The 26,333-nt window shown below is 45.8% G+C and carries 21 protein-coding genes and 2 tRNA genes; 11 read left to right on the top strand and 12 right to left on the bottom strand.

Annotated elements, in window-relative coordinates; all coding sequences use genetic code 11:
* Positions 1-245 precede the first annotated feature (245 nt).
* The 5 genes from DVO77_RS00255 to dnaQ all read right to left on the bottom strand — a co-directional run bounded on the left by DVO77_RS00255 (position 246) and on the right by dnaQ (position 4,730).
* A complete protein-coding gene (locus tag DVO77_RS00255; protein WP_119976866.1) occupies positions 246-2,075 on the bottom strand; it encodes a cation:proton antiporter in 1,830 nt (609 codons plus the stop codon).
* Between the two features lie 287 nt (positions 2,076-2,362).
* Positions 2,363-2,439, bottom strand: a tRNA-Asp gene (locus tag DVO77_RS00260).
* Between the two features lie 57 nt (positions 2,440-2,496).
* Positions 2,497-2,573, bottom strand: a tRNA-Asp gene (locus DVO77_RS00265).
* A gap of 110 nt (positions 2,574-2,683) precedes the next feature.
* Complete coding sequence (locus DVO77_RS00270) at positions 2,684-3,955, bottom strand: TIGR03503 family protein (protein WP_373317417.1); 1,272 nt, start codon at positions 3,953-3,955, stop codon at positions 2,684-2,686.
* Between the two features lie 46 nt (positions 3,956-4,001).
* Complete coding sequence (dnaQ, locus tag DVO77_RS00275; RefSeq protein ID WP_119976868.1) at positions 4,002-4,730, bottom strand: DNA polymerase III subunit epsilon; 729 nt, start codon at positions 4,728-4,730, stop codon at positions 4,002-4,004.
* 68 nt (positions 4,731-4,798) lie between these two features.
* Here dnaQ and rnhA point away from each other — a divergent pair, with 68 nt between their 5' ends.
* Positions 4,799-5,278: a ribonuclease HI gene (gene rnhA, locus DVO77_RS00280; protein WP_110457960.1), complete on the top strand. Its 480-nt coding sequence runs from the start codon at positions 4,799-4,801 to the stop codon at positions 5,276-5,278.
* A gap of 13 nt (positions 5,279-5,291) precedes the next feature.
* Here the strand turns inward: rnhA and DVO77_RS00285 are convergent, their stop codons facing one another.
* Both DVO77_RS00285 and DVO77_RS00290 read right to left on the bottom strand, forming a co-directional pair.
* Positions 5,292-6,188: a LysR substrate-binding domain-containing protein gene (locus DVO77_RS00285; RefSeq protein ID WP_119976869.1), complete on the bottom strand. Its 897-nt coding sequence runs from the start codon at positions 6,186-6,188 to the stop codon at positions 5,292-5,294.
* A 4-nt stretch (positions 6,189-6,192) separates the two neighbouring features.
* Entirely contained in the window at positions 6,193-6,930 is a 738-nt protein-coding gene (locus DVO77_RS00290) for a methyltransferase domain-containing protein (RefSeq protein WP_119976870.1), read from the bottom strand.
* Positions 6,931-7,102: 172 nt separating this feature from the next.
* On the opposite strand from DVO77_RS00290, the gene gloB reads away from it, so the two are divergent.
* Complete coding sequence (gene gloB / locus DVO77_RS00295) at positions 7,103-7,882, top strand: hydroxyacylglutathione hydrolase (protein WP_119976871.1); 780 nt, start codon at positions 7,103-7,105, stop codon at positions 7,880-7,882.
* A gap of 86 nt (positions 7,883-7,968) precedes the next feature.
* Positions 7,969-9,504 carry a LysM peptidoglycan-binding domain-containing protein gene (locus tag DVO77_RS00300; protein WP_119976872.1) on the top strand — a complete coding sequence of 512 codons (1,536 nt, stop codon included), beginning with the start codon at positions 7,969-7,971 and terminating at the stop codon, positions 9,502-9,504.
* Positions 9,505-9,697: 193 nt separating this feature from the next.
* Here the strand turns inward: DVO77_RS00300 and DVO77_RS00305 are convergent, their stop codons facing one another.
* The 3 genes from DVO77_RS00305 to DVO77_RS00315 are packed head-to-tail and all read right to left on the bottom strand — an operon-like array spanning position 9,698 to position 12,657.
* Positions 9,698-10,297, bottom strand: coding sequence for a BsuPI-related putative proteinase inhibitor (locus DVO77_RS00305; protein ID WP_119976873.1), 600 nt, complete (start codon positions 10,295-10,297; stop codon positions 9,698-9,700).
* Complete coding sequence (locus DVO77_RS00310) at positions 10,297-12,123, bottom strand: AsmA family protein (RefSeq protein ID WP_119976874.1); 1,827 nt, start codon at positions 12,121-12,123, stop codon at positions 10,297-10,299. The genes DVO77_RS00305 and DVO77_RS00310 overlap by 1 nt, the downstream gene beginning before the upstream one ends.
* 39 nt (positions 12,124-12,162) lie before the next feature.
* The gene (locus DVO77_RS00315) at positions 12,163-12,657 is read right to left on the bottom strand and encodes a putative 4-hydroxy-4-methyl-2-oxoglutarate aldolase (RefSeq protein ID WP_110457967.1); all 495 of its coding nucleotides are present in this window, start codon (positions 12,655-12,657) and stop codon (positions 12,163-12,165) included.
* A 213-nt stretch (positions 12,658-12,870) separates the two neighbouring features.
* Between DVO77_RS00315 and DVO77_RS00320 the strand changes: the two genes are divergently transcribed.
* From DVO77_RS00320 to DVO77_RS00330, 3 genes are all read left to right on the top strand, one after another.
* Complete coding sequence (locus tag DVO77_RS00320) at positions 12,871-13,185, top strand: hypothetical protein (RefSeq protein WP_110457968.1); 315 nt, start codon at positions 12,871-12,873, stop codon at positions 13,183-13,185.
* Positions 13,186-14,093: 908 nt separating this feature from the next.
* Entirely contained in the window at positions 14,094-15,071 is a 978-nt protein-coding gene (locus tag DVO77_RS00325; RefSeq protein ID WP_119976875.1) for an ABC transporter substrate-binding protein, read from the top strand.
* A 16-nt stretch (positions 15,072-15,087) separates the two neighbouring features.
* Positions 15,088-16,437 carry a sensor domain-containing diguanylate cyclase gene (locus DVO77_RS00330; protein ID WP_119976876.1) on the top strand — a complete coding sequence of 450 codons (1,350 nt, stop codon included), beginning with the start codon at positions 15,088-15,090 and terminating at the stop codon, positions 16,435-16,437.
* 39 nt (positions 16,438-16,476) lie between these two features.
* Here DVO77_RS00330 and msrQ read toward each other — a convergent pair whose 3' ends face one another.
* Positions 16,477-17,094 carry a protein-methionine-sulfoxide reductase heme-binding subunit MsrQ gene (gene msrQ, locus DVO77_RS00335; protein ID WP_110457971.1) on the bottom strand — a complete coding sequence of 206 codons (618 nt, stop codon included), beginning with the start codon at positions 17,092-17,094 and terminating at the stop codon, positions 16,477-16,479.
* A 139-nt stretch (positions 17,095-17,233) separates the two neighbouring features.
* Positions 17,234-18,265, bottom strand: coding sequence for a protein-methionine-sulfoxide reductase catalytic subunit MsrP (gene msrP / locus DVO77_RS00340; RefSeq protein WP_373317407.1), 1,032 nt, complete (start codon positions 18,263-18,265; stop codon positions 17,234-17,236).
* Positions 18,266-18,434: 169 nt separating this feature from the next.
* Here msrP and rmuC point away from each other — a divergent pair, with 169 nt between their 5' ends.
* The 5 genes from rmuC (at position 18,435) to DVO77_RS00370 (ending at position 26,304) form a co-directional block, all read left to right on the top strand.
* Positions 18,435-19,940, top strand: coding sequence for a DNA recombination protein RmuC (rmuC, locus tag DVO77_RS00345; protein ID WP_119976878.1), 1,506 nt, complete (start codon positions 18,435-18,437; stop codon positions 19,938-19,940).
* Positions 19,941-20,121: 181 nt separating this feature from the next.
* Complete coding sequence (locus DVO77_RS00350) at positions 20,122-22,053, top strand: transglycosylase SLT domain-containing protein (protein WP_119977075.1); 1,932 nt, start codon at positions 20,122-20,124, stop codon at positions 22,051-22,053.
* A gap of 217 nt (positions 22,054-22,270) precedes the next feature.
* Positions 22,271-23,182, top strand: a complete 912-nt coding sequence (locus tag DVO77_RS00360) for an AAA family ATPase (protein ID WP_110457975.1) — start codon at positions 22,271-22,273, stop codon at positions 23,180-23,182.
* Positions 23,183-23,186: 4 nt separating this feature from the next.
* Positions 23,187-24,278, top strand: coding sequence for a DUF58 domain-containing protein (locus DVO77_RS00365; RefSeq protein ID WP_119976879.1), 1,092 nt, complete (start codon positions 23,187-23,189; stop codon positions 24,276-24,278).
* Positions 24,271-26,304 (top strand): transglutaminase TgpA family protein, encoded by a 2,034-nt coding sequence (locus DVO77_RS00370; protein ID WP_119976880.1) that lies wholly within the window; start codon positions 24,271-24,273, stop codon positions 26,302-26,304. The genes DVO77_RS00365 and DVO77_RS00370 overlap by 8 nt, the downstream gene beginning before the upstream one ends.
* Positions 26,305-26,333: the final 29 nt, after the last annotated feature.

Genomic DNA, 26,333 nt, shown 5'->3' on the forward strand with positions numbered 1-26,333 from the left:
ACGCCCAAGTTCACACAAAAAAATAGCCCTATGATTAACGCATTAGGGCTATTTTTATGTCAAAGCATTAGTTAAAACTCCCCTATTACATTACAAGCCCATCAGGTTAGATAAGTCCCCTCTTTGTTGATGAGCGCATAATGGATGCAACAATAGATCTGATGTCAGGTGTTAAGTAGCAACTAAATGATTTACAACCCTTAACTATGACTATCAGTATAGTTATCAGCGGGCTTAGACTTAGCCTATTTGACCTTTTTCGCTTTAGACTCGTCGCTAAGCTGAGTATCACTTAGGGCTTCGGCAGATAACAAGCTTATCAACTCAATGCCCACAGGTAAGTCTGTGATCGCCTCGGTAATAAGCTTCACTTTGCCCTCTTGCAGATAAATAAGCGGCAAGGCCATTTCACCGTAACGACGTTTAAAATCGGTAAACGTGAAGTTATCGGTAATGCTGGTTACCTTTATCACGCCACCTTTCGCCATGGTTGTGGCTAAACGGGTATAGGAAACTGACTCACCAAATAAACATAACCGTTGCTGATAAGATTCTGACAGCTTATGGCGGGCGCTGTTGCCTTCATTATTATTTAACCCAAATACTTTATCTTTGCCCAGTACATCTTGGTAATGAAAGGTCACTAATGGATTTAGCTGTCGATAAGGTGATAGTACTAATAAGCGGCCAACTCCACTCATATCGATTGCGTTTTCAGCATGCTCTGAAGCAGGATTACCGAAATACACCGGAATATTATCCATACGCGATAATCGAATGTTATCCCAGTTATTATCGGCAAGGATCACCGGCACATTTTTACTCAATAAGACTTTGGCAAGTGCTCTGGCAAACTTTGAGGCCCCAAAAATAAGTAAACCTTGTGATGAGCCTGATTTTACTCCCAAAAAACGAGCCCAGCGGCTGGCTGTAAGGCTCTGTGCCACCACTGTGCCAATAATAATAAGAAACACTAAGGGCACTATCTGTTCGGCGCCGGGTAAACCTTGGCTTTCCAGTTTAATGGCAAACAATGATGATACCGCAGCGGCTACAATGCCTCGTGGAGCCACCCAACTTAAAAACCATTTATCTGCTCTGGCTAAAGAGCTACCAATGCCGCAACACCACACACTAACGGGCCGTGCGATAAACATCACCACACACAGTAATGCAATACCTTGCCAGCCTAAATTCAGCAATGCTTGTGAGTCTAAGCGCGCCGCAAGTAAGATAAACAGGCCCGAAATAAACAATACCGTGAGGGTTTCTTTAAATTCGATAATATCGTCAATATCGACGCCGCGCATATTCGCCAGCCAAATACCCATCACAGTAACAGTCAGCAAGCCTGACTCTTCTTGCACTAAATTTGACAACACAAACACGCCCAGCATGATGGTTAATACGGCAGTATTTTTCAGGTAATGCGGTACGAGCGCACGACGGATCACAATGCCAATGGCGTAGCCTGCACTCGCACCTAAGCCGATACCAATACCTAACATATAGACTAAAGAGTGAAGCACATGGGTCGTTGGATCGGCAGCCACGGCAATATATTCAAACACCAACACCGCCAGCAAAGCGCCAATGGGATCGATGACTATGCCTTCCCAACGCAAAATGCTGGCTAATTGTGCTTTAGGCTTGATACTGCGCAGCATGGGCACAATCACAGTTGGGCCTGTAACCACCACTAAGGCACCAAATAACATCGACAAATCCCAGCTGAATCCCATGATAAAGTGGGTCGCACAACCTATGATGGCCCAAGTAATTAAAGTACCTATACTGACAAGGTTGGTCACCATCCGGCCGTGTTCGCGGATCTCAGAAAAGTTAAGTGTCAGCGCCCCTTCAAATAAAATCACCGCCACACCAAGAGAGATGATCGGAAACAGTAGGTCACCAAATACAGCATCGGGGTTGAGAATCCCAAAGCCTGGCCCGACGAGCAGACCACATATCAATAGCGGTAAAATGGCTGGTAAACGAAGCTTCCAGCCTAGCCATTGGCAAAGAATGGATAAAATACCGACCAGTCCTAACATGGCAGTGATCTGTTCAACCATTGATATGTCCTTTCGTTTTAATCAAAAATATACACTCTACAGCATGCGTGACCCATGCATACTTGTCGATTTTTTTCTAATTCCATCAATTGTTCGGTGCATAACCATGGCAAACATCAGCCATATCCCACAATGACATCAAGAGAATCAATGTGCGATGGTAAGCAACAATAAAGCCATAGGGGAATGTGGGCGCTGTGAACTCGGCCGAAGTGGTAATGACATGCATGAGTATAAAAAATGTAAATTAAAAAAGCCCTAGCAGTGATGCTAGGGCTTTTTTAATTTGGCGGAGCGGACGGGACTCGAACCCGCGACCCCCGGCGTGACAGGCCGGTATTCTAACCAACTGAACTACCGCTCCAAAAAGGTCATGTAATCTTAAAACAACTAATACTACATTTTAAATTAGGCACTTGATTGGCGGAGCGGACGGGACTCGAACCCGCGACCCCCGGCGTGACAGGCCGGTATTCTAACCAACTGAACTACCGCTCCACATCAAGTTGCGATGCATATTACTGAGGCGATAAACCCTCGTCAATCATTATTTTAAAAAAGCGATTTGATTAGTTAAAAAACCACCAACTCATGTTAAATCGATTACTTTATGGCTTATTCGCAGGAAGATCTTCTGGCATTGATAAGTCAATTTCGTCCAGTGTTGGCCCTATATCTTGAGTCCGCTGCTGGGCTAAACGCGCTTCAGTTACGGCCAAAGCACGGTGCAAATTTTGCCGTTTGCGCCACACGGCTAAACCAATGAGGCCAAGTATCAACAAGGTTCCGTTAATGGTCATGATCCAAAATAAGGCATCCTCTTTCGCTTTTGCTTCGGCAATGGCGGCTTTTTGGGCGGCGATGGCGGCTAACTCTTCTGCCGTTGGCGTAGGTGCTGGCGGCGGCACTAAATTAAAAAATTGTTCAGGCAGTTTAAGTACCACTTCACGTCCACTTAACGTGGTGGATACCGCCGAGCCCTTAATACGATAACTACCAAATTCGGTGACTTTAGGCAGTTGCAGCTCAAGCGTTTTTTGCGTGATACTCTGCAGCGGTAAGTTTACCCTCATCCCGGCGGGGCCGACCAGTTCAAACTCAAAATGGGTCGTCTCTAACGCCAACTGGCTATCATCCACAGCCAATTGCAACTGCCAACGCCCATTGAGATGATCATCTGGCTCCATTATCTGCAAGGTGATGGGCATAGGTGACAACACAAAGTTACGACGAAACTCGCGGTTGAAAATATTATTTTCTGCCGTTACTTGAAAGCTGTAATGGCCCCAAGGGTGGGTTAAATTGATCTCGCTGGTAAACACCCCATCATCGGGTTGCTCATCAAATTGTTCGCCATTATCTCTATAACTGCCCACGATTAAGGTGCCTTCGGCAAAATTTGCGTCGCCAGGGCGATGTTCACTGACAAAACGTACCGTCCAATTGACGAGATAATCAAGCCCAGGCATGCGCATGCGCTGCTCATCGCCCATTAATTTGGCGACAATTTTAAGGCGCTCTCCTTGATAAACCGGCTGTGGTAATGGCTGTACATCGATATTCAGCTTGGAGACTTGTTCAACTGTAGACCCCTGCGCCACCTGCCCTAAGAGTTGCCATGGGCCGGGCATGGGGTCTTTGATGCTGATGATGTCACCACTTAAACCATCGGCCCATTTAACAGACTCAGGATGACGCGACTGATACCATTTAGACCCATCGGGTAGCACCACAATCACAGGTGAGCTGCCGTACTCACGTTGTATAAATAAGGTTACCTCATCGACCATATGATCAATTCGAAAGCGATTTTTTAATGCTTTAGCATAAGTCGAATCGACCACTTGAGCGCCAACATTGATGCTAGCGAACCCCAGCATCAATGTCACACTGATGGATATTAACCAATTTTTCATAGGATGACGCTTATCCTCGCCAAATACATTGCCCTGATTTTTCAACTAAATCTAACCTTTGTTCATGCATATTTAGTTCATCGGCCGCAGCGGCGATCACTTTAAGTTTTGCGCGATCAGGCGCTAAACGTTGGATCCCGCCACCTTCTTGGCCCAGTTTTTCATTGGACAACTCAAACTTAGTCTGACCACCCGTCATGATGAGATAAACGTCGGCCAAAATCTCGGCATCGAGTAATGCGCCATGGAGATCACGGCGAGAGTTATCTATGCCATAACGTTTACATAATGCATCTAGGTTATTTTTTTGCCCTGGATGTAAAAACTTGGCCAGTTCGAGCGAATCGAGGATCTGACAAATATCGCTAGTCTTGGGCCCTTTTGGCTGTAATAACGAAAACTCATGATCCATAAAGCTAACGTCGAAGTTAGCGTTATGTGCCACGATTTCAGCGCCAGCAATAAAATCGATAAAGGATTGTGAGATTTGTGCAAATACTGGTTTATTGGCGACAAATTCATTGGTGATGCCGTGAACGGCTATCGCCTCTTCATCAATCGCCTGCATCGGATTGATATATTCATGGTAATGACGCCCCGTGAGCTTGCGGTTAATCACCTCAACACAACCAATTTCAATAATACGATGACCAAAATAAATGGCACCTGCACCTTGGTTCATACCGGTAGTTTCGGTATCGAGAATAACTTGGCGCTTTGCGCTAGAGATAAGATTCATGTTTAAGACCGCTTTTATCTAACATTTTTGGGTATACTGCCCAGATTATTCGCTATGGTAGCAACTTGATGACTGGACTGAAACAACTGTTAATCTTCACCGATGGATCTTGCTTAGGAAATCCCGGCCCCGGTGGGTATGGCGTGGTAATGAAATATAAGGCCCATGTGAAAGAACTTGCCGATGGTTTTGCCCTCACCACCAATAATCGCATGGAGCTACTGGCGCCGATCATCGCTCTAGAAGCACTGCATGAGCCATGCAATATTATCCTAACCAGCGACAGCCAGTACATGCGTCAAGGCATCACACAATGGATCCACGGCTGGAAAAAACGCGGCTGGCTCACCGCCAGTAAACAGCCGGTAAAAAATATCGATTTGTGGCAACGCCTAGATACTGCCACTCAAGCTCACCAGATTGAGTGGCGCTGGGTTAAAGGCCACGCTGGGCACCTAGAAAACGAGCGCTGCGACTCTTTGGCACGTCTTGCCGCCGAAGCCAAACCCACGCAAATAGATAAGGGATATATCGAAAACGCCCAGTGATCAGCAACCTGCATCAAGGGGCGATGTTTAAAAACCGCTGACTAAAATGATCAAATGCATCACAAAGGGCACTCGGGTTACGGCTCTTGTGCCTAATGCGATAAAACTGCCGTGCTAGGGTCAACCCATTGACTTCAATCACCGCCAGCTCTTTACGATTTAGCTCTTTCTCTAATGTCAGCTCTGACAATACCGCGAGGCCTGCACCTTGTCTGACCGCTTGTTTAATCGCATCTGGGGTAGAAAAACTAAATTTTTCAATCGGCTGCAGATCGAGCATATTCGCCGCATTGATAAAATAATCGCGCGTCCCCGAGCCAGATTCACGCATCACCCAATGCTGTCCACGCACCTGCTCAGGCTCGACCTGCTGCCCAGCCAGTGGGTGCGCTGGATGACAAAATACCAAGAGTTTATCTTTATGCCATGCCTCGACCTTAATACGGCTGTCTAAACATTGCCCTTCGATAAAACCCACTTCAACGCTAAACTCCAATACCGCTTTGATTACTGCTTGAGTATTGGTGATATTGAGATCCACCATCGATGAGGTAAATTGCTGGCAAAACGCCACGGCACTTTTCGCCAACAAATAATTACCTATGGTCGAGCTGGCAGCCACGTTTAAGGTTCCGCTCAAAGTGGCTTCTGGCGACGAAAAAAGTTGTTCAATTTGTTCAACTTTTTGTAAGGCTTCAGTCGCTAAGGGTAATAACAAACTGCCTTGAGCATTAAGGCGTAATCGATTTCCGACCCGTTCAAACAGGCGTGTATCGAGCTGCTTTTCCAGTTCGGCCAGTGCCATTGAGGTCGCTGGGGCCGACAAATTAACGAGCTCAGCGGCTCTTGCAACTTGACCACTGCGTGCAACTGCCTCAAAAATCATCAGCTGCTTTAAGGTGATTCTCATTTATTCACTCTTTATCATTATCATAAACCCGCAAAGGCCCATTACGGCCAGCGGTTGGTGCTGCCGACCAATTGGGTTGGCGCACTCGCTGACGATCGGCGATGGGAGTCAAAGGCGTTTCTAATTTACGCGCCACTAGAATGTACACGGCGCCGCTACCAGGCAACCAGGCTTGCAGAGCGTGCTGCCAAATGCTTTCATCTGTGATATCTGTCATCAAATGGTGATAGGCTAGGCGCTCATCACCGACCACTTGGTAACCCAGCAATCCCAGCCAGTCTTTTACCCGCGCTGGAGTAAAAAATCGGCCAGACCAAGGCAGCCACTCTTGATAACGGGGCAGTATTTTCCCCAAAATAGCCGGACTTAACGGGTTAAAACCGACAATAAACAGATAGCCACCTGAAATTAATACACGATCGGTTTCGCGCAGCACGCTGTAAGGGTTAGTTTCAAAGTCGAGTAATAAACTGCACACCGCTGCATCAATAACCCCATTTTGGATCGGTAATTGGCTGTAATGACCAGTCAGCGATGCCTTGCCCTCGGGCGCGATAGAAAATGTTTTGCCAACGGGTAAATTGGGTTTATCTATCCCGGCGCTAAGTGGACCTAGGTTGAGCAGATGATAGCCAAACACTTTAGGCCACCATGGCGCCAGCTTCTCTTCAATGGCTTCTTGCAACCATTGACCATTTGGCAGATCTTGCCATCGCTGTGGTTTACTGGCCGTTATAAACACAATGCGCTCCCATTTTGCAACAAGTGGTATCGATAGGGTAAGTCTTGCCGTTTTATTAAATGCGATGTTTAAAAATCAATATTTTGTATTAAATCGTTAAAGGGCTATACACGCAATAGCCTCGCTCATTAAACTACTCAAGCTGACACACTTTTTTGAGGCACCCATTATTATGATCTCTGTTACTCCTATTTTAGCCTTTGACGACAACTATATATGGCTGATCAAATCGCCAGACTCACGCCATTGCTATGTGGTCGATCCTGGTGATGCCCAGCCTGTTATCGCGTATTTGACCGAACATCAACTTGAATTAACAGGTATTTTGATCACTCATCATCACCATGATCATACTGGCGGTATTGCTCAATTACAGCAACACTTTAACCAGATGTTGAAGGTTTATGGTCCTGCAAGCGAAAACATCGCGGGCATAACTGACAACATCACTCAAGCCACTAGCGCGATCACCTTAGAGGGCGTTAATACACCGGTGGCAATTTTTCACTTACCGGGACACACTTTAGGGCACATCGCCTACCATATAGGTTCGCACCTGTTCTGCGGTGACACCTTATTCAGCGGCGGGTGTGGTCGGTTATTTGAAGGCACACCTGAGCAGATGCTCAGTTCGTTAACCTTACTCGCTCAGCTCGATGGCGACACCCTTGTCTATCCGGCCCATGAATATACATTGGCTAATTTACGCTTTGCCTTGACGGTTGACCCAAGCAATAGTGCGTTACAAACCTATGTTCAACAAGCACAACAATATCGAGCAGTAAATCGCCCCACATTACCCACCACTATCGCCCATGAAAAGGCTATAAACCCCTTTTTACGTACCGACGACCCCAAGATACAGCAATCTCTCAACAAGCAATTTCAACAACCTATCCAGGATAAAACCATCAGTTTCACGCTTCTTAGGCAATGGAAAGACAACTTCTAGGAAATCATTTACAATAGCGCGCTAATTAAGTCCCCCTACTCATCCGAGGTACGATACTGGGACATATCTGTAAGGAATAATGTTTAATGCGCTTACCACTTGTCCTGATGGCGGCAGGGTTCTCCCTGCTTGCTGGTTGTCAGCACTTAACCGTACAACCCGTAACACCGCTACCATCACAGGTCGAAACGCCTGCAACCCCGCTGGTGAATCTCGCCGAAGAGCAACCTGAGCCTGTCGTGGTCACCGATGTCTGGCAACGGATCCGCTTAGGGCTCACCATGCCGGTGCCAGATCAAAAACTGGTTAATCAATATCGCGATTGGTATATCAAGCATCCACAACACCTAGCTCGCGTCTCTGAGCGTGCTGAACCCTTTATGTACTTGATTGTTGAAGAAATCGAAAAGCGTAACTTGCCTATTGAGCTCGCCTTATTGCCAATAGTGGAAAGTGCGTTTGACCCCTTTGCCTATTCCCATGGCGCCGCATCTGGCCTATGGCAATTTACCTCGCCAATGGCTAAATATTTTGGCTTAGAGATGAACTGGTGGTACGACGGCCGACGTGATGTGCCAGCAGCGACTACTGCGGCACTCGATATGATGGAATACCTGTACCAAAAAACTCATCAAAATTGGTTATACGCCATCGCGGCCTATAACACTGGCGAGGGTCGAGTGCTTAATGCCATTAAGCGCAATCAACGTAAAGGAATATCCAGTGACTTCTGGTCGCTTGATTTACCGCGTGAAACCGAACGTTATGTGCCACAGTTAATCGCCTTAGCCGATGTCATTAACAACGCCGAAGCATACGGCATTGAACTACACCCAATCCCCAACCAACCACAACTTAAAGTGGTTGAAATAGGTAGCCAAATCGACTTGGCACTGGCGGCGAAAATGGCAGATATGACACTTAATGAACTGCATTCGCTTAACCCAGGTTTTAACCAATGGGCCACTGCGCCACAAGGGCCACACAAATTAGTGTTGCCAATCGATAAAGCCGAAGCCTTTGAAATAGTGCTTTCCCAAAGTGAAGCCGCAGATCGGCTTTCATGGCAACGCTATAAGATAAAATCAGGAGACAGCTTAGGCAAGATAGCCGAGCGCTACAACACCACACCAGCGGCATTGCGTGCCGTTAACGATATGCAAAACAATACGATCATTGCTGGTAAACATCTGTTGATCCCCGTCGCGGCGAAAGATCCCTCACAATACTTATTGTCGGCAGATCAGCGCTTGCAACAACAATCTCGCAGTGGTAAAGGGATCAAGCTTAACTATACCGTTAAACCTGGTGACTCTTTTTGGAAAATTGCCAAAGCCCACAAAGTTAAGGTATCAAGCCTCGCCAAGTGGAATGCGATGACACCAAAAGATCCATTAAAATTGGGTAAAACCTTAGTCATTTGGCAACAAAGTAATAAAAGCACTGTTACTCGTACCGTCAACTATATCGTTCGCAGTGGCGATTCACTGGCCAAAATTGCCGCTAAATTTAAAGTACAAGTTAATCAATTAGTGCAATGGAATAATCTCTCTGGGAAAAAGTATTTACAGCCAGGGCAAAAGTTAACTGTGCATGTTGATGTCACCCGCTCCAGAGCCTAATTAAACAAAATAATGCATACAAAAAAGCGATGCCTAAGGCATCGCTTTTTTACTTTATCAAGCTTAATGAACCACTTGATTATCTGGCTACCGTGAGTCTTGACTCACTATTCTTAAATTAGCATCACGAATAACCTAAGTGCACTACATCTAATGCTTCACATCTGAGCATGAATCAACTAAGGCTTAAACCCTATCGAGTTAATGGTGCGCTAATATCCACCAATGCCACCTGTTGTTCGCTCGATTCGGTGGCGACACCATCATAACGTGCTAGAAGCATCGCATCTGCTGGAAATGCCACTAACTGCGACTCTGGGATCATAAAATTAACCTTAACCTGCTGATGTGGCGCAATAACGACATCTCTTAACGCTTGAGTAAACATCATCTCATCAGACCATGCCCACAAGCGTTTACCATCGGCATCGACAACCCATAGATCCGCCGTCATCCCTGAACGATATTGAATTGGCACGCCATAATCATTGGGGTTACTCACCATTAGGGTCACTTGAAGGCCTTTATCGACTAACGATGACGTCAATTCACCTTTAAATAAACTCTTTTGCGGCATTTGAGGATCCATTGGTCGCTCAGTTGTGGGGTGGTCAATCGCCTTGCGATCGGCAAACGGAGACTGGCCTTTCACTACGTTTACACTGTCACTGTTTGCCTGCTCGATTGCACGTACCTCTGCAGAAACGGCAGCTGGTTTAACGGGCTGTTCAGCATAAGCGCAACCCGTAATAAAGAGTAACAAGGACAAAGATGTGACCGAAGTCTTCAGCATTAGAATCCTCCTAGCTTTTTAAGCAGTTCATCTTTGAGCTTGTCTTTCGCTTTATCGGTTTCTTGTTTTAATTTGGCATCAAACAAGGCCGCCGTATCAAGTTTAAATTCCGGCTCGCTCATGGTTCCGGTAATCGCAAAAGGAATTTCGACACCATATAAGGCATCACGTTCATTCCCACCTTGACCTTCAAGAGAGCCGACCACAGATGTTGTCAACTTATAATCTAGCGCTTGGGTAATAATATTGGCATCACCTTGACCACCGAGACGAATAAGGGGTGAGGCCATCGCTAGATCAGGGTTATTGAACACCCCTTTTGCCAAGGAGAAACTCCCCGTTAGGCTGGTGAAGTCGGTTTTTTTCTCACCTGTCGATGTGGCATTGAGATCGCCGCTCAACTTTGCTTTAGCATCACGCAGCATCTGCGGAATATTCACTCCATAGAGCGCACCGTCGGTCACACTAAATTGACCTTTAGCCATTAGATTACGTTTAATATTGTCACTAATTAAACTTTGTCCGTTACCCGTGATATTAAAGTTGGCGGTACCCGCTAATAAATCAACCTCGGCAGCGTCGGTCAATAACGGCAGTACTTTCACGCCAGAGATCTTACTGTCAAAACGATAGTTGGCCACCGCTTGACGTCCATCTAGACGTGCCGATGAGGTTAAGGTACCTTGATAAAGCTCAGCCGATAGCTGCTTAACATCTAATACCCCCTCTTTTAATACCAGCTTCATTAGCCAATTATTGGTGGTCAAATTATTAACCACAATCGATTTGATACTCAAATCTAAGGCTAAGTTAACCGCTTTTAGGCCAGTAAGATCGGGCTCCTCTTGCTTAGTCTCTGTTGCTTGAGTCGCCTCAGTAGCTTCAGCCGTTTCACTCTTAGGTAGCAAGTTATCTAGGTTAATATCATCAAATGCCAGTGACGCAATGACATTAGGCACCGCTGCACCATAATGAATATCGAATTTACCGCTTGCGGTAATTGAGTCGATTGCTAAGCGCTCAAGCATAAGCGCGACTCGTTGATCTTGGGTATTGACCGTCACTTGAGTCCTTAAATCAACGGTCATTGCTTGATTGGGGATACCTTCGCCTTTGATGGTATTGCTGATGGCAAAATCACTTAAGCTAATCTGCTTAAGATCCTCAGACACTGTTAATTGACCAATCCCTTCGCTAACGAGTTTCACATCAGGCATACTGGCACTAAACTTATAGGACAAATCGGCTAACTGCCCTAATGAAAACACACCTAAATTAAGCTCATCAAGGCTGAAGACCTGAACCTTACCACTTGCCTCATCATATAAATTAATTTGAGTATTGGTAATCGCGATGCCACCAATATTAAGACGACTCAGTTGCACATTGGCTGGAGCCTGTTCGTTGACCGCATCATCGGCTTGCTTATTCTTAGTCGAAGTTAAACCATCAAAACTGCTACGACCATCTTTGTAGGTATCAAGGTTAACGGTTAAACCGTCTAAATTCAGCTGCGCGATATCCACCTCTTTACTGAGCAAGGGCAATAGTGCAACCTCAGCCACAATGCCATCAACACTGACCATGGTTGAGTGTTCAAACCCTTGCGGATTAGATAGCGTAATATCACCCAAAGAAATACCTATGGCAGGGAAAAAGGTCCAGCTTAAATCTTGATTGATGAGTAAATCCCGCCCCGTTTGTTTTTTTACCGCATCGACAATTTGCGGCTTAAAATCATTAGGGTCAAATATCACGGTTAAATATAGGGCCAGTGCAATAAATAATGTAACGACAGCAAGTAGCAACCATTTAATAAATTTCATAACAGGTTCCATCTGGTGAATGAATAGACAGCGATACGCTTAACACTCTAGAGGTAATTCGAGTCGTTTTAACGACACCGCAATACCATTATCATCGGCGTATAGCATCATGCCAGGTTTAATTATAACGCGGTCTATCTCTAATGGGACATTAACATCCCCTATGTCGCGTTTATCCGTTTTTATCGGATTAGCTCCTAATGCCTGGATCCCTATCGGCATCTGTTTCAATGCCGCCACATCACGAACATATCCATTAATGACAATGCCACTCCAGCCGTTATCGACTGCACTTTGGGCTATCATATCCCCCAATAACGCACGTCTTGTGGATGCACCACCATCAACTACTAATATTTTCCCCTCACCGCCTTGGGCTAATATCTGTTTAACTTTTGAGTTATCCTCAAAACATTTAACGGTCACCACCTCACCCCAAAATATGGATTTTTGACCAAATTGTCGATAATGAGGTGAAAGTAATGATAAATCCGACTCATAAAGGTCGAAGAGATCGGGCAGTAGGTCAAGCATATACGCCTCCGTGCATCAATAAAATGAATAAGTTACTATAGCAAGGCAAGATTAAAATGAACATGAGATAAATTTACAATAAGTGGTTTTAGAAAACCTATTCTCAATCTATAATTAGTCGCAACTCCTAGCAGATCCTATCTCTGTGCCATATTCAGTTATAGGATTGTAGAGAAATTGATTTTACTTTCCTATCGACCTACTTGAGATAACATGACTGATAATTTTGATTTACAAGATGCCATCTCGGCTCTCGACGAATACGGCTACGAAAAGAAGCAAACTAGCGGATTGGAGAACGCTCGTAATGCTAACCAAATGGAAACGTACCTTAAATCGCTTAATTATAATTTACGCCGGTTAACCACGTTACAAACAGTGGTCAATAAATTGGTCGATGAAGAAGAATATAAGCAGGCACAAACAGAAAACATCCAAACTTATAAATCCAAAATCATTAATCTATCACGTCAATACGACCTCTCATTTGATGATGTTATAGAGATTATGCGCCAGCAGAAGAGTTAACTATGCTCTCAATCCGCAATCATCACGGTAATTAACATAACCGTGATGCGAATGCATGCAACATACTAACTGATGCCTTGCTGAGGTAAAAATGACTAAAACCTAAGAGGACTAAATTACTCAGAGTCGTGACATTAAGAGCACTGAATAAGTGTACTAAATAAGAGTACTAAATAAGAGTACTAAATAAGAGTACTAAAAATTAGCTTACCAAATTGCCAAACTGCAATTCTGCAATTCTGCAATTCTGCTAATAACCTAATTAATAATTGTTATTATGTTAATGCTCATTATGGTTACCTACGATTATTCACCATTCATCCCAGTTATTACTATTATGTCCAGCTCTCGATCTCATCTGAGTCGCTTCTTCCTTACCCCATACATGAAATGCTATGAGAATCGCATATCAATAAGTCTGTCACCATGATAGTAAGCCCGCTTAAAACCATAATAAAACGCCCTATTGCCAGCACATAAAGTACGTATCGATTAAGTCCTATTCACACTAGACAATATGCCTATTACATTTGGTAAATCGTTATGTTTGTGGCACAGGGCACTGCGGCATTTCCCCATCCATTGATGCCACCCATTATGTTGTGTTGTGTTATCTGCTTAATTAAGGTTAATGGCTAATCAATTTTGCAAGGCCATGACTGATCATCAGTGCATCGACTACTTCATACAAAGGTCTATCGCCAGGGCTGTTTATCGCCCGCCTCGACTCAAGCGTTAAACACCAGTGAGATATTTTTTACCCCTTTAGTTAAACCTAACTACACTTACTTGGATTAACGGTGATATCGATCCGTTGTGATACGGCGACGCAACATTACCACTGAGCGCTTAAATAATAAAAACATCGCCATAATAATATTCGATAATATAAAGGTTGAGACTGCAATATGAAGCCAACAGGAATAATTATAGCGTTAGCACTTTTCGTGGGCATTACCCTACCTTTGTTCTTATCCAACACCGCCCCATCACCTCAAATAAGAACGATTCGAATCGCGATATCAACCACGCCCCTCAGTGCTCCTCTAATTATTGCCAAGCAACAAGGACTATTTAATCGCCATAATGTGAATGTCGAGTTGCAGCCCTTGCCTGGGGGGCACCTGTGTTTTGATGCCATGATAAATGGCGATGTAGATTTAGCCACCAGCTCTGAGTCTGTGGTGATGTTTAATAGCTTTACGCGTCAGGATTTTCGTTTACTGGCTAGCTTTGCCGAATCCGATAACGACCTTAAACTGCTCACACTTCATACTGATAAAAATCGTAATATTGCTCAACTTAAACATAAAAAAGTCGGCATCGTAAAAGCCAGTGCCAGCGAGTTTTTTACCGATTCATTATTCATCGTCACAGGACAAGAGGATATAGAGTTCAAAAAAATCTACATGTCAGCCCAAGCGTTAGGTCCAGCTCTGTTAGCCAAAGAGGTTGATGCTATTGCCGTATGGGAACCCTATGGCTATCGACTATTTGAACAGGCTGGAGAGGATATTTATCAATATCCTAGTAAAGGCACCTATAATTTGTCGTTTAATTTAGTCAGTAACGAGATCAACAGCTCACTGCACTTTGAGCAACATGTGAATATTCTTAAAGCACTCAATGAAGCACAAGCATTTATTATCCAGTCACCAGAACTCGCCAAACAAATTGTTAGTGACTATCTCAATATGTCCATGGCCGCTGTTGAGTGGTCATGGAACGACTATATCTTTAGGTTATCGCTAAATAACTCTTTATTATCAATGCTGCAAACCCAAGCGCGCTGGGCTGTTGCCAGTGAAGCTGTATCAAAACAACCCTTACCAGACTTTAGGTTATACCTAAACGATGCAGCGCTGGTAAAGGCCATCAATCACTAGCGGAGCTTGTCGCAAAATGATGATCACGACACGATTAAAGTCTATGTTAGTCTTAAGTTTGTGCTTAACGACCCTGATTATTATCGTATTTGCTGGCTTAAAATTTTTACAACAACAAAGCCTAGATAAATTAACCTACATCACTGAACTCGATGAATCAGTTGAAGTTTTACGCAGCCGCTTGTGGGTATTGCAAGAGTTTCGAGATAGTGATGCTTTAATGCAAACCGAAGCGACTCTATTACAACTCAAAAAACAATTGACTATCGCTGAACCTATGCAGCCAAGCAACAATATCTACGTACTCAACCTACGCAGAATGGTCAATAACTTAAGCTCGCTATTGGCCATTGCTAGCGCTGATATTGTTTCGCAACCTCATCAAGGCATCACCTCAGCCAATGGCATGCTCACTGCCCGCTTTAATATCACCATACAAACCATGAGTGAAGAGCTGACTAAACTGCAACGACAAGTACTCGACCAATCAGCCAAGCAACAAGCTTTCATTTTGCTCATCGCGGTGATCGTATTACTCATAGGCTCAGTGGTTTTAGTATTATTAACCATCTCAACCTTGAACAGTTTTAATCAAAGTTTACAAGGCTTAACCGCTGGCATTGTTCGCTTGACCCAAGGAGACTTAGGTAACGAGATTAAAATTAACAGTAAAAACGAGTTAGCAACCGTTATCCAACAATTTAACACCATGAGCAAACGGCTCTTTGAAACGACGGTAAAGAAAGATGCGCTTCAACAAGAGGTTTATGAACAAACAAAGCAACTTACATTGCAGACAGAACGATTAAAATATGTCGCAGAACATGATGACTTAACAGGGCTTTACTCGCGCAGTGCGTTTGAGCGCCAAATTGATACTGCCTTAGCAAGATGTCAGCGAACTCACTCTTTAGCAGCAATGCTGTTTATTGACTTAGATAAGTTTAAGCAGGTTAATGATACCCTTGGCCATGATGTCGGCGACAGGGTATTAGTGACAGTTGCTAACCGTTTACAACATACCTTAAGGAGTTCAGATATATGTGGTCGCTTAGGTGGAGATGAATTTGTGGTCTGGCTTGAACCTATCAATGGGATAGACGAGATACAGATGGTCACAGAGAAAATAATTGACCACTTATCACCTACTATCCTCTATGAAGAAACAGAGGTCAACCTGACTGTAAGTATCGGCATTGCCGTATATCCAAACGATGACATTGGCCGACTACGCTTAATTAGAGTGGCTGATGAAAATATGTATTCGGCCAAAAAAGTCGCAGGCAATAGCTTTTGTTTTAGTCAGTTTGTCAGTAAAAAATTAATTAATCTTCACCTAGAATCATCCGATCGGCTTCAACCTTAATCCCCCTTTTTTTATCTGCACCACGCGAAACAGCTAAGCCTAACTGGCTCGCACCTGAAAACGTTTTTTTAATTGACGCCAATTTAGCCTAACGAAAAGTAAAGCTCCAAACAGGATGAGATAGATACTCGGCTCAATAACCTCTGACTTCACCGACCAATAAAAATGAATCGGCGCTAATATCGCAATTAGATAAACCCCATTATGTAAGGTTTGCCAGCGGCGACCCATTTTGCGTTTCACGCGATTGACCGAGGTAATGGCCAATAACAACAGCAATACATACCCACTGGCTCCCACAAGAATATAGGGGCGCTTAACCACTTCACTGGCAAGTAATGACCACTCAAACAGTAAGTCTAAACTGATAAATGCACAGATATGCAGCGTTGCATAGGCAAATACATACAGCCCCAATAAACGGCGAGTTTGAATTAATACTCCGAGCTTAAAGCGTTTGGCAACGGGGCTGACTAATAACACCGCCACCAGTGCGTTTAATGCCCCCATCCCGGTAAAATGAATAATGTACTGTACTGGATCGCCACCCGCTCGCCCAGCCAATACCGTCCACACCAAATACCCTATAGGCAGCAGAGCCAGTAGATGAAATAACGACTTAATTGCCATCACATGGCTGGCTTTTAATCTCAACAAACAACCCTCCAGGATATATCACGGCTAACATTTGATGTTTAATATGCTTGCCAAGCCCTCACTGTGCTGTGCCATGACAAACAACCACCGAAAGGCTAAGCTATTGCATTACTAAGTCACAAAGTCGTAAGCTACAAAGTTAATAGTACTGTTTTAAATCCATATTCTTATAGAGGTGGGCGACCTGCTCACCATATCCATTAAAGGGTAATGTGGCGATACGCGTCGCCGAGAAGAGCCCGCCTTCCCCAATACGCCGCTCAGTCGCTTGAGACCACCTTGGATGATCGACCGCGGGATTCACATTGGCAAAGAACCCATATTCATGGGATGCCAGCTGGTTCCAACTGGTTGGCGGTTGTTTATCCATCACCCGAATACGCACCACAGACTTAATGCTTTTAAAGCCGTATTTCCACGGCACCACCAAACGAATGGGCGCTCCATTTTGCGCTGGTAATGTTTTGCCGTAAAGACCAACCGCCATAAAGGTGAGCTCGTTCATCGCTTCATCTAAGCGTAATCCTTCGACGTAAGGGTAATGAATGCCGCCGCCCATTAAGCGGCTGCGTTGTCCCGGCATTTGATCAGGATCGAACAAGGTTTCAAACGCCACATGGGTCGCGCCCGCCTTAACCCCTGCCTTTTTCAGCAATGCCCCAAGCGAAAATCCAACCCAAGGGATCACCATAGACCAAGCTTCAACACAACGAAGCCGATAAATACGCTCCTCTAACGGCAACAAGCGTGTCAAATCATCGAGATCGAGCGTTAATGGTGTATCGACTAACCCCTCAATTTTCAACACCCAAGGGTCAACTTTAAACCCCTGTGCATTATCAATAGGATCGGTTTTACTGGTACCAAATTCATAAAAATTATTATGTGAGATCACCTTCTGCTCAGGGGTTAATACTTCCCCTTGGCCAAAGGCTGTATTTGGGCTAAAACTCAACGGACGCGTCACAAAGGGGGTCGAGGATCTTGTCTTACCGAACAAGTCAAAAATCCCCGCCTGCACCTGTCCAGGGATACTGGCGCCTATCGCGCCAAGGCCGAGTGCTTTAATAATGTTACGTCTGTCGTTAAACACCGCCTCGGGTGTCACATGAGCCGCTTTTTCATTCCAGCTTGGGCTAGCTGCACCTTTAGTTGTTTTATTTATGGCCACCAGAAACCTCATCAATATGTGCGTTGTTATCCATTAGAAAGAGATATGCGCAAAAAAATTTCAATTAAACATATTTAACCACTATTTGTTAATCATTTAACCGCAACATACTTGAACAGCACTGCAGCTCGTGAGAGGCTTATGGCATCGATAAAGACAGGTCTCCCTTATGCCAACAACCATCCCATTCACTCTACCCGAACTCATTGTTTTAGCAGCAGTAGCATTCTTATCCCTATTGATTGGTGCATTACTCAATCAAAAATTAACCCGCAATAAATGGCAGGCAGTAAAACAACAATTAATCGATGAGCATACCCAAGAGATGCAACATCGTCAGCATGAGCTCGACTATATGCAAGCCTGTCTCGACGACAAACAAGATCAACACAATACGCTACAGCAAAAGTTAGACCATCAACTCAGCTTACTGGGTATGAGTCAAGCTCAGGCTCAGCGCGCCAGCGAACTGGAAGTGCAGCTGCAACAAGCTCAACGTAAACAACTTGAAACCCAGCTGGCATTATCAAAAGCCAATGCGATGCAGCAGACTCTCACGGTTAAATTTGAAACCGAGCAACAGGCACTGGAAGACAAGATAGCTCACCTAGATAAGTCAGAAGCACGATTAACGCAACAGTTTGAAAACCTAGCCAACAAAATTTTTGATGCTAAATCACTCAACTTGCAAAATCAAAGCGAACAACAGCTTTCAAATGTACTCTCCCCATTTAAACAGCAGCTTGAAGGATTTAGAAAGCAAGTTCAAGAATCCTATACGGTCGAACAGGCAGAGCGTAGTGCTTTTAATCATCAACTGGAATCGTTAAAAGCCCTCAATCTACAAATGAGTCAAGATGCAATCAATCTGACTAAAGCCTTAAAAGGCGATAATAAACAACAGGGTAATTGGGGCGAAGTGATCCTTGAACGAGTGTTGCAAGAAAGCGGCCTCCGCGAAGGACACGAATATGAGACTCAACAAGATCTTAAAAACGATCGAGGCCAGCGTTTTAAACCCGATGTGATCGTACACCTACCGGAAAATAAGGATGTGGTGATCGATGCAAAGATGTCTCTTGTGGCATATGAGCGCTACTTCAATAGCGACGATGAGCTAACTAAAGCTGCCGCCATTAAAGAACATTGCAACTCGATTCGAAATCACATCAAGGGATTAAGTCAAAAGGATTATCAACAGCTACACGGATTAACAAGCCTAGATTATGTGCTAATGTTTATTCCACTAGAGCCTGCATTTTTACTCGCGTTAGAGCATGAACCCGCGCTTATCAACTATGCTTTAGACAATAATATTATGCTGGTCAGCCCAACCAACTTACTAGTTGCCCTACGTACCATTAATAATATTTGGCGCTATGAGTATCAAAATCAAAATGCACAACGTATTGCTAAACAAGCGGGCAAAATATACGACAAATTATGTGGTTACCTTGAAGATATGGAACGTATTGGTCGTAGCATCGAATCATTAGACAAGAGCTATAATAACGCCATGGGTAAACTCAGTACGGGTAAAGGCAACCTGATTAGGCAAGCACACCAGATGCAGCAGCTTGGCGTAACCACCTCAAAACAGCTAGATAGCCAGCTACTCGATAAGGCGCTTGACGAACATTTAAGTGTCCCTAATGCTGAAATGAAGCTCAATTAATCTAAGCTCCTCGCTGTCATCAACAAGCAACAGCGGGACACTGTTTAATGAAAGCAGTTAACCTTAATTAACAGTGACATGATAGCAAAGTGAGAGAGCAGTGAGTGTTACATAGAGATTGTTAAACATAGCGGCTTGCTTGACCAAAATGGATAATTTAATTGTGATAGAGGTCATTAACATGTTTAAGAGGTTACGCCGACACGGTCCACGTCACTGTTACTCTCTTACCCTTGTCGCCGCGCTGCTCAGCGCGGCGGCTCATAGCACCACATTTACCCCACAACAGCAGCAATACCTCGATGCTAGAGCGGCACTGGCAAAAGGTGATACTGGGCGCTACCTCGCCCTAAGGCAAGGGTTAGAAGGTTATCCCTTAACCCCTTATTTAGACTTTCACGCCAAGCTGGAGGATATGCTCAAGTTACCAGCAGAGCAAGCACTGGGGCAACTCAAGCGATTTCAAGGTACACCACTGTACGCGACAGCCCGTTACCGTTATTTACTGGCTGCAGGTCAAGATAAACGCTGGCAAGATTTTCTGAAAATCTCACCCACAACACCACGTGATGTGGCTCTGCAATGCTATTTTTATCGGGCTAACTTGGCTCAACAACCTGAAACGGCTTATCAAGGCGCGCAGCAATTGTGGCTCTATGGTCGGTCCCGCCCTAAAGCCTGCGACCCACTGTTTCATGCGTGGGAAAAAGCCGGCTATCGCACCCAAGCATTAGTCTGGTCACGTATGTTACTCGCCTTCAATAGTGGTCAATATAGCTTGCTGCGCTACTTAGCCTCTAAGGTCAATAATCAAACCCAAGCGAAACAACTCTTGGCGGTGTATAAAGATCCGCAGCGTCTGCGCCACACTCAAAAATTTATGGCATCGGCGCCGATAAATGCTGACATTGTCGATGCAGGATTACGCCGCTTAGCCAAACAAGATCTACAGCAAAGCGTCAAGTTATACGTTACTTACCAGCAAGCGGGTCGTTTCAGTGAGCATCAAGGACGTAAACTCAGTCACTATTTGGTCAGACGCGCCCTGATAACTCAAGACCTTGAGCTGCAACCTTTTGTCGATAACCTGCTGCCCTTAATTGACAGTGACGACCTTAAAGAGCTGCGTTTACGCTGGGCGATACGAGATAAGGATCAGCAAAATATCGACCATTATTTACCTCATTTAAGTCGCGCAAAACAAGCCAAATCCCGTTGGCAATTTTGGGCAGCTAAACGCGCACTTAGCCAAGATGAAACAGTGGCTAACACTCTATTATCGACCTTGAGTCAGGAGCGAAACTTTTATGGTTTCAGCGCGGCTTATCTACTCAACACTCAAGTGCAGTTGCAACATCAGGCGACCGTTTTTGATGCCACTTTAGCCACCACATTAGCCAATGATCCTGGGCTTGCACGCGTGACCGAGTTATTAGCCTTAGATAAAACTATCGATGCCCGTGCCGAATGGGTGTTACTGCTTGGCAGGCACGATAAACCCTTACAGGCGCAATACGCATTGCTGGCAGAGCAAAACCAGTGGGATGATTTAGCGGTCCAAGCGACCATTCAAGGCAAACTATGGAACGACATGACGCTGCGTTTTCCGTTTGCGGCAAACCGCGCTTTTGAAACCGCTAGCCAACAAGCGAAAGTTGACATTGACGACTTAAGAGCCATTGCACGGCGAGAATCTGCTTTTTACCCTTATGCCACCTCGGGTGTTGGGGCCAGAGGCTTGATGCAACTCATGCCTGCAACCGCTAAAGAAACCGCCAATAAAAGTGGCCTCAAATACCTAGGTAGAAAAAGCCTCTATGACGTCCACTTTAACACCCAGCTGGGAAGTCGATATTATGCCAGCCTACTTGAGCGCTTCGATAACAACCGCGTGCTGGCGACCGCCGCGTATAACGCTGGCCCCCATAGAGTCACGCGCTGGCTCGACGAGAGTAATGGCCAATTGGATGTTATCGCCTTCATAGAGTCTATTCCCTTTCGCGAAACCCGCGAATACGTGCAAGCGGTGCTGAGCTATCGAGTGATATACCAAGTCAAACAGAACAAGCCTGTCGACCTGTTTTCGGCGCAAGAATGGCAGTTCAAATATTAAGTCATCACTAGAGCCTAAGGCGATGCAATGGCATCAATCATCGCATTATCATCTAAGCTGCATGTGTTGCTAGGTACCATCAAGCCTCGGGGCAAAGTGCAATATACAACAGTGCCCCCGGGTGACGCTTTATTTACCAAGCTTCACTTGCCAGTATCGATATTTTGCCACTTAACTCACCAAGGTTACGTTACTATTTCGGCTAAAAAGGACTGATATGGCTAATCCCATAATTGCATCATTATTAACCCAACTGGAACGGGTGTTGCTGGGTAAACCACAACAGATCAAATTGGCATTAGCCTGCATTTTGGCCAAAGGCCATCTATTGATAGAAGATCTGCCTGGCATGGGTAAGACCAGCCTATCTCAGGGACTCGCTCAAAGTTTGGGCTTGAGTCATCAGCGGGTACAATTTACCAGTGACATGTTGCCAGCCGACATTATTGGCGTATCGATTTTCGATAAAGAACAGTCACAATTTGTATTCCATCCCGGGCCGATTTTCAAACAGATGATCCTCGCCGATGAAATCAATCGCGCCAGCCCTAAAACCCAAAGTGCCCTGCTCGAAGCCATGGCCGAACATCAGGTGACAGTCGATGGCATGACTCACCCACTACCCAAGCCATTTTTTGTGATCGCCACGCAAAACCCCAGCGAGCAATCGGGCACCTTTCCCTTACCAGAATCACAACTCGATCGCTTCATGATGCGCCTCACCATTGGCTACCCGAGCGCGGTGGCAGAACTGGCCATGCTTAAGGGAGAGGATTTATCACCGCAAAGCGCACCATTGCCGCAATGCATCGATCCTGTCACCTTAAGCGCCTTGCAACAAGAGGTCAGTACGGTCAGCGCCTCGGATGCGTTATTACAGTATATTTTGGCGCTGGTCGATGGGTCACGTCAGTTACATGAAGGTTACGGGCTGTCGCCGCGAGCCAGTAAAGCCCTATTGAGCGCCGCCAAAGCATGGGCCTTTATTGCCGGGCGACGCTATATCGTCCCTGAAGATGTACAAGCGGTATTTGCCTCAGTGGCAGAGCATCGCCTGCGTCACACCAGCCAGCAACAAGGTGAGGCACTATCGCAAAAATTGCTTAGCAGCACGAACCCCATACGCTAATCCGATGCAACAGGCTAAGGCTGGACTCAAACCTTATCAAGGCTGGTGGCAACACTGGTTGTCGCGCCGCTTACCTGCGCAATCCCCCATAACCTTAGCGCATAAGAGTATTTTCATTTTGCCGAGCGCATTTGGATTATTTTGGCTTGGGGTGGTGATACTGTTATTTCTGTTTGGTACCAACTACCAAAACAATTTAGTGATAGGCCTTGCCCTCTTACTACTGAGTATCTTTAATACTTGTATTATCTACAGTTACCGCAATCTCGCAGGCCTTACCCTTAACGCTGCACAAGGCCCCGCGGTCTATGCGGGGGAAGATGTGCTCTATCCTGTTGAGTTAACGGCTAAGCAAGCCCAACACCAAATCCAATTGCGTTATGGCAATAATGCGCCGCTTAGCGCGGCGCGCGCCGATGATAAAAAACAGCGCTTATTATTGCCCTTTACCAATCAAGGTCGTGGCTGGATCCATCCAGGTCGATTAACTGTTGAGACTCACTACCCGTTAGGATTATGCCGCGCTTGGTCGGTTGTCGATTTGGCTAACCGCCAACTGGTGTTTGCGGCCCCTAAAGCGGTAATGACACCACTTAGCCAACAAGCTGCTCACGCCCATGAGCAAGCTCATCTAAAGGGAAGTTTGGTGGCGGGGGTGGAAGAATTTAATACCTTAAAGCCCTATGTCAGCGGCGAATCGCCCAACCAAATCGCATGGAAACAGTTGGCGCAAGGCCGAGGTATGCTCACCAAATCATTTGGTGAGCCCGTGAGCGCGCCCACTTGGTTAATACTCAACGCCCAGCATCCTGACATTGAGCAGCACCTCAGTGAATTGACATGGACGGTAGACACCTTATGGCAAACCCAGCAAGTATTTGGTTTACAGCTCCCGATGCTCACCATTGCTCCCAATAGCGGCGCAGCACATCGGCTGCAATGTCTCACCGCGCTAGCCGTCTACCCGGAGGTTCCCAACGCTGTCAGCTCAGGTTCCCCACCCGTCATGTTCCACACCAAGGAGCCGAGCCAGACACAAGCAAATGCTGCTACACCAGAGAAGCCGACAAGCTCGCAGGAGCAACATAATGGCTGATCGGCAAGAGATCATCACGCGCCACACTCTCGCTTGGCTACTTCTGGTTAATATCGCCGTGTTGGCACCGCTGCACGATAAAATGACCCATTGGACTCTCGCCATCTGCTCCATCTGTTTCGTCTGGCGTGTGGGCATTTTTAGTGCCAAAGTCGCTCGTCCACCGCGCTATCTAGTCACCCTGCTCGCGCTTGCATCGGCCGCCACTGTAGCGTTAGTCACTAGCCAAATAGGCATACTCAATGGTTTGATTAACTTACTTATTTTAGGTTACGCACTTAAGTATATCGAGATGCGAGACCGCCGCGATGTGCGTGCGGTCGTCATGGTTGGCTTTTTCTTAATCGCCATCACCTTTATCGAAAAATACAGTCTGTGGTTTACCCTACAACTGACCCTAGTCGCCACCCTTAATTTAGCGGTGTTACTCAGCTTATACCGCGAAAATGAGGCGATGGTACATACCGCCAAGCGGGCGACTCAGCTACTGTTGCAAAGCGTGCCACTGGCGCTCTTGTTATTTATTGTGCTACCTAGATTTCCCCCTCTGTGGTTGGTGCCTAACGCCAATAATGTCACTACAGGACTGGCAGATACGGTTTCCTTGGGTGATATCAACCAATTAACCCGTTCGCCTGCGCTGGCATTTCGGGTCAGCTTCGACAACGAACCGCCACAGCACCAACAACGCTATTGGCGCGCCTTAGTGATGGAGCATTATGACGGTAAAAGCTGGACCCCATCTGCGGCAATAAAGCAGCTTGAAGCCAACCCCAGCCAAGCTAAAGCGGCGCAAAGGCAACGCCCTGTAGGTCAAGCATTGCAATATCATGTGATCGCCGAGCCCAGTCATCAGCACTGGTTATTTGGCCTAGACCTCGCCTATAGCCCAAGCGATGGGGTGATTAACCTACCCGACGGTCGGCTATACGCCATAAGCTCGGTGGAGCAGCAATATCAATACAGCGTCGCCTCCTACACTGAGGCAAGTTTAGACAGCCAGCTTAGCGAGGCGCAAATCCAAGGTAATTTACAGTTACCCGCACGCAGTAATCCTAAAACGCTAGCGTTAGCCGAGCGATTTAAGCAAAGCTATCCGGATCCTCAGCAGCGTATGGCTGCCATGATGCGCTATTTCAATGAGTCGCCCTATTACTATACTTTGCAACCACCACCTGTTGGACCACAGCAGATAGATGATTTCCTGTTTGAAAACCAAGCGGGCTTTTGCGTGCATTATGCCAGCGCCCTCGCCTTTATGGCGCGTCAAACTGGCATTCCAGCCCGCTTAGTGACCGGATACCAAGGCGGAGAGTGGAACCAAAGCGCACAATATCTCAGCGTGTATCAATATATGGCCCATGCGTGGGTCGAAGCATGGCTTCCTAACCACGGCTGGACCCGATTTGATCCCACCGCTATGATAGCGCCAGAGCGCGTCGAACAGGGATTTGATGCCTTTTTTAATCCCGCAGATAGCTATCTACAAGAGCGTCCTTTTAGTAGTTTACGGCTCAGACAATACCCCTTGCTTAACCAGTTCAGGTTATCCATTGCCAGCATCGACTACTACTGGAGCAAGTGGGTATTAGGCTTTGACAACCAGCGTCAGCAGCAACTGCTCAAACGCCTGCTGGGCGATGTTGACAGCACTAAACTGGCCATATTGATTATCTGTACCATGGCCCTTATTGGCGTCGCTATTGCCTACAGTGTTGGATTATTGCAGTTTCAACGCCAGCCAGACCGACTTAAAGCAGGCTTCGATGCCATCACCGCCTTGCTGGCAAAAAAAGGCCTGCCCCGTGAAACCGACGAACCGCCGCAGCGTTATGCTCAGCGCGTCGCGACACACTTGCCGACACTCGCCGTCCCCTTGCAGCGGTATATCGACTGTTACATGGCATTAAAATACCAGCCTCACAGCTCTAGTGAACGCCAAGCGTTACAACAGCAGATAACGAGGTATCGCAGGCAGTTACGCTTGGCGATATTAAGCCTTGATGGCCGCCAAGCTACGCGCTGATGTTTTTTCAGGCAAATGTTTGTTTCACC

This window comes from Shewanella algidipiscicola (genome assembly GCF_003605125.1).
GTDB classification, from domain to species: Bacteria; Pseudomonadota; Gammaproteobacteria; order Enterobacterales; family Shewanellaceae; genus Shewanella; species Shewanella algidipiscicola.

What these genes read in the sequence shown, in the direction of transcription:
- rmuC (WP_119976878.1), top strand. Translation starts at nt 18,435, where the DNA reads ATGCCAACAACCATCCCATTCACTCTACCCGAACTCATTGTTTTAGCA.
- DVO77_RS00330 (WP_119976876.1), top strand. Translation starts at nt 15,088, where the DNA reads ATGATGATCACGACACGATTAAAGTCTATGTTAGTCTTAAGTTTGTGC.
- DVO77_RS00315 (WP_110457967.1), bottom strand. Translation starts at nt 12,657, where the DNA reads ATGCTTGACCTACTGCCCGATCTCTTCGACCTTTATGAGTCGGATTTA.
- DVO77_RS00300 (WP_119976872.1), top strand. Translation starts at nt 7,969, where the DNA reads ATGCGCTTACCACTTGTCCTGATGGCGGCAGGGTTCTCCCTGCTTGCT.
- dnaQ (WP_119976868.1), bottom strand. Translation starts at nt 4,730, where the DNA reads ATGAATCTTATCTCTAGCGCAAAGCGCCAAGTTATTCTCGATACCGAA.
- DVO77_RS00325 (WP_119976875.1), top strand. Translation starts at nt 14,094, where the DNA reads ATGAAGCCAACAGGAATAATTATAGCGTTAGCACTTTTCGTGGGCATT.
- DVO77_RS00255 (WP_119976866.1), bottom strand. Translation starts at nt 2,075, where the DNA reads ATGGTTGAACAGATCACTGCCATGTTAGGACTGGTCGGTATTTTATCC.
- gloB (WP_119976871.1), top strand. Translation starts at nt 7,103, where the DNA reads ATGATCTCTGTTACTCCTATTTTAGCCTTTGACGACAACTATATATGG.
- DVO77_RS00360 (WP_110457975.1), top strand. Translation starts at nt 22,271, where the DNA reads ATGGCTAATCCCATAATTGCATCATTATTAACCCAACTGGAACGGGTG.
- DVO77_RS00310 (WP_119976874.1), bottom strand. Translation starts at nt 12,123, where the DNA reads ATGAAATTTATTAAATGGTTGCTACTTGCTGTCGTTACATTATTTATT.
- DVO77_RS00305 (WP_119976873.1), bottom strand. Translation starts at nt 10,297, where the DNA reads ATGCTGAAGACTTCGGTCACATCTTTGTCCTTGTTACTCTTTATTACG.
- DVO77_RS00370 (WP_119976880.1), top strand. Translation starts at nt 24,271, where the DNA reads ATGGCTGATCGGCAAGAGATCATCACGCGCCACACTCTCGCTTGGCTA.
- rnhA (WP_110457960.1), top strand. Translation starts at nt 4,799, where the DNA reads ATGACTGGACTGAAACAACTGTTAATCTTCACCGATGGATCTTGCTTA.
- DVO77_RS00365 (WP_119976879.1), top strand. Translation starts at nt 23,187, where the DNA reads ATGCAACAGGCTAAGGCTGGACTCAAACCTTATCAAGGCTGGTGGCAA.
- DVO77_RS00285 (WP_119976869.1), bottom strand. Translation starts at nt 6,188, where the DNA reads ATGAGAATCACCTTAAAGCAGCTGATGATTTTTGAGGCAGTTGCACGC.
- DVO77_RS00350 (WP_119977075.1), top strand. Translation starts at nt 20,122, where the DNA reads ATGTTTAAGAGGTTACGCCGACACGGTCCACGTCACTGTTACTCTCTT.
- DVO77_RS00320 (WP_110457968.1), top strand. Translation starts at nt 12,871, where the DNA reads ATGACTGATAATTTTGATTTACAAGATGCCATCTCGGCTCTCGACGAA.
- DVO77_RS00270 (WP_373317417.1), bottom strand. Translation starts at nt 3,955, where the DNA reads ATGCTGGGGTTCGCTAGCATCAATGTTGGCGCTCAAGTGGTCGATTCG.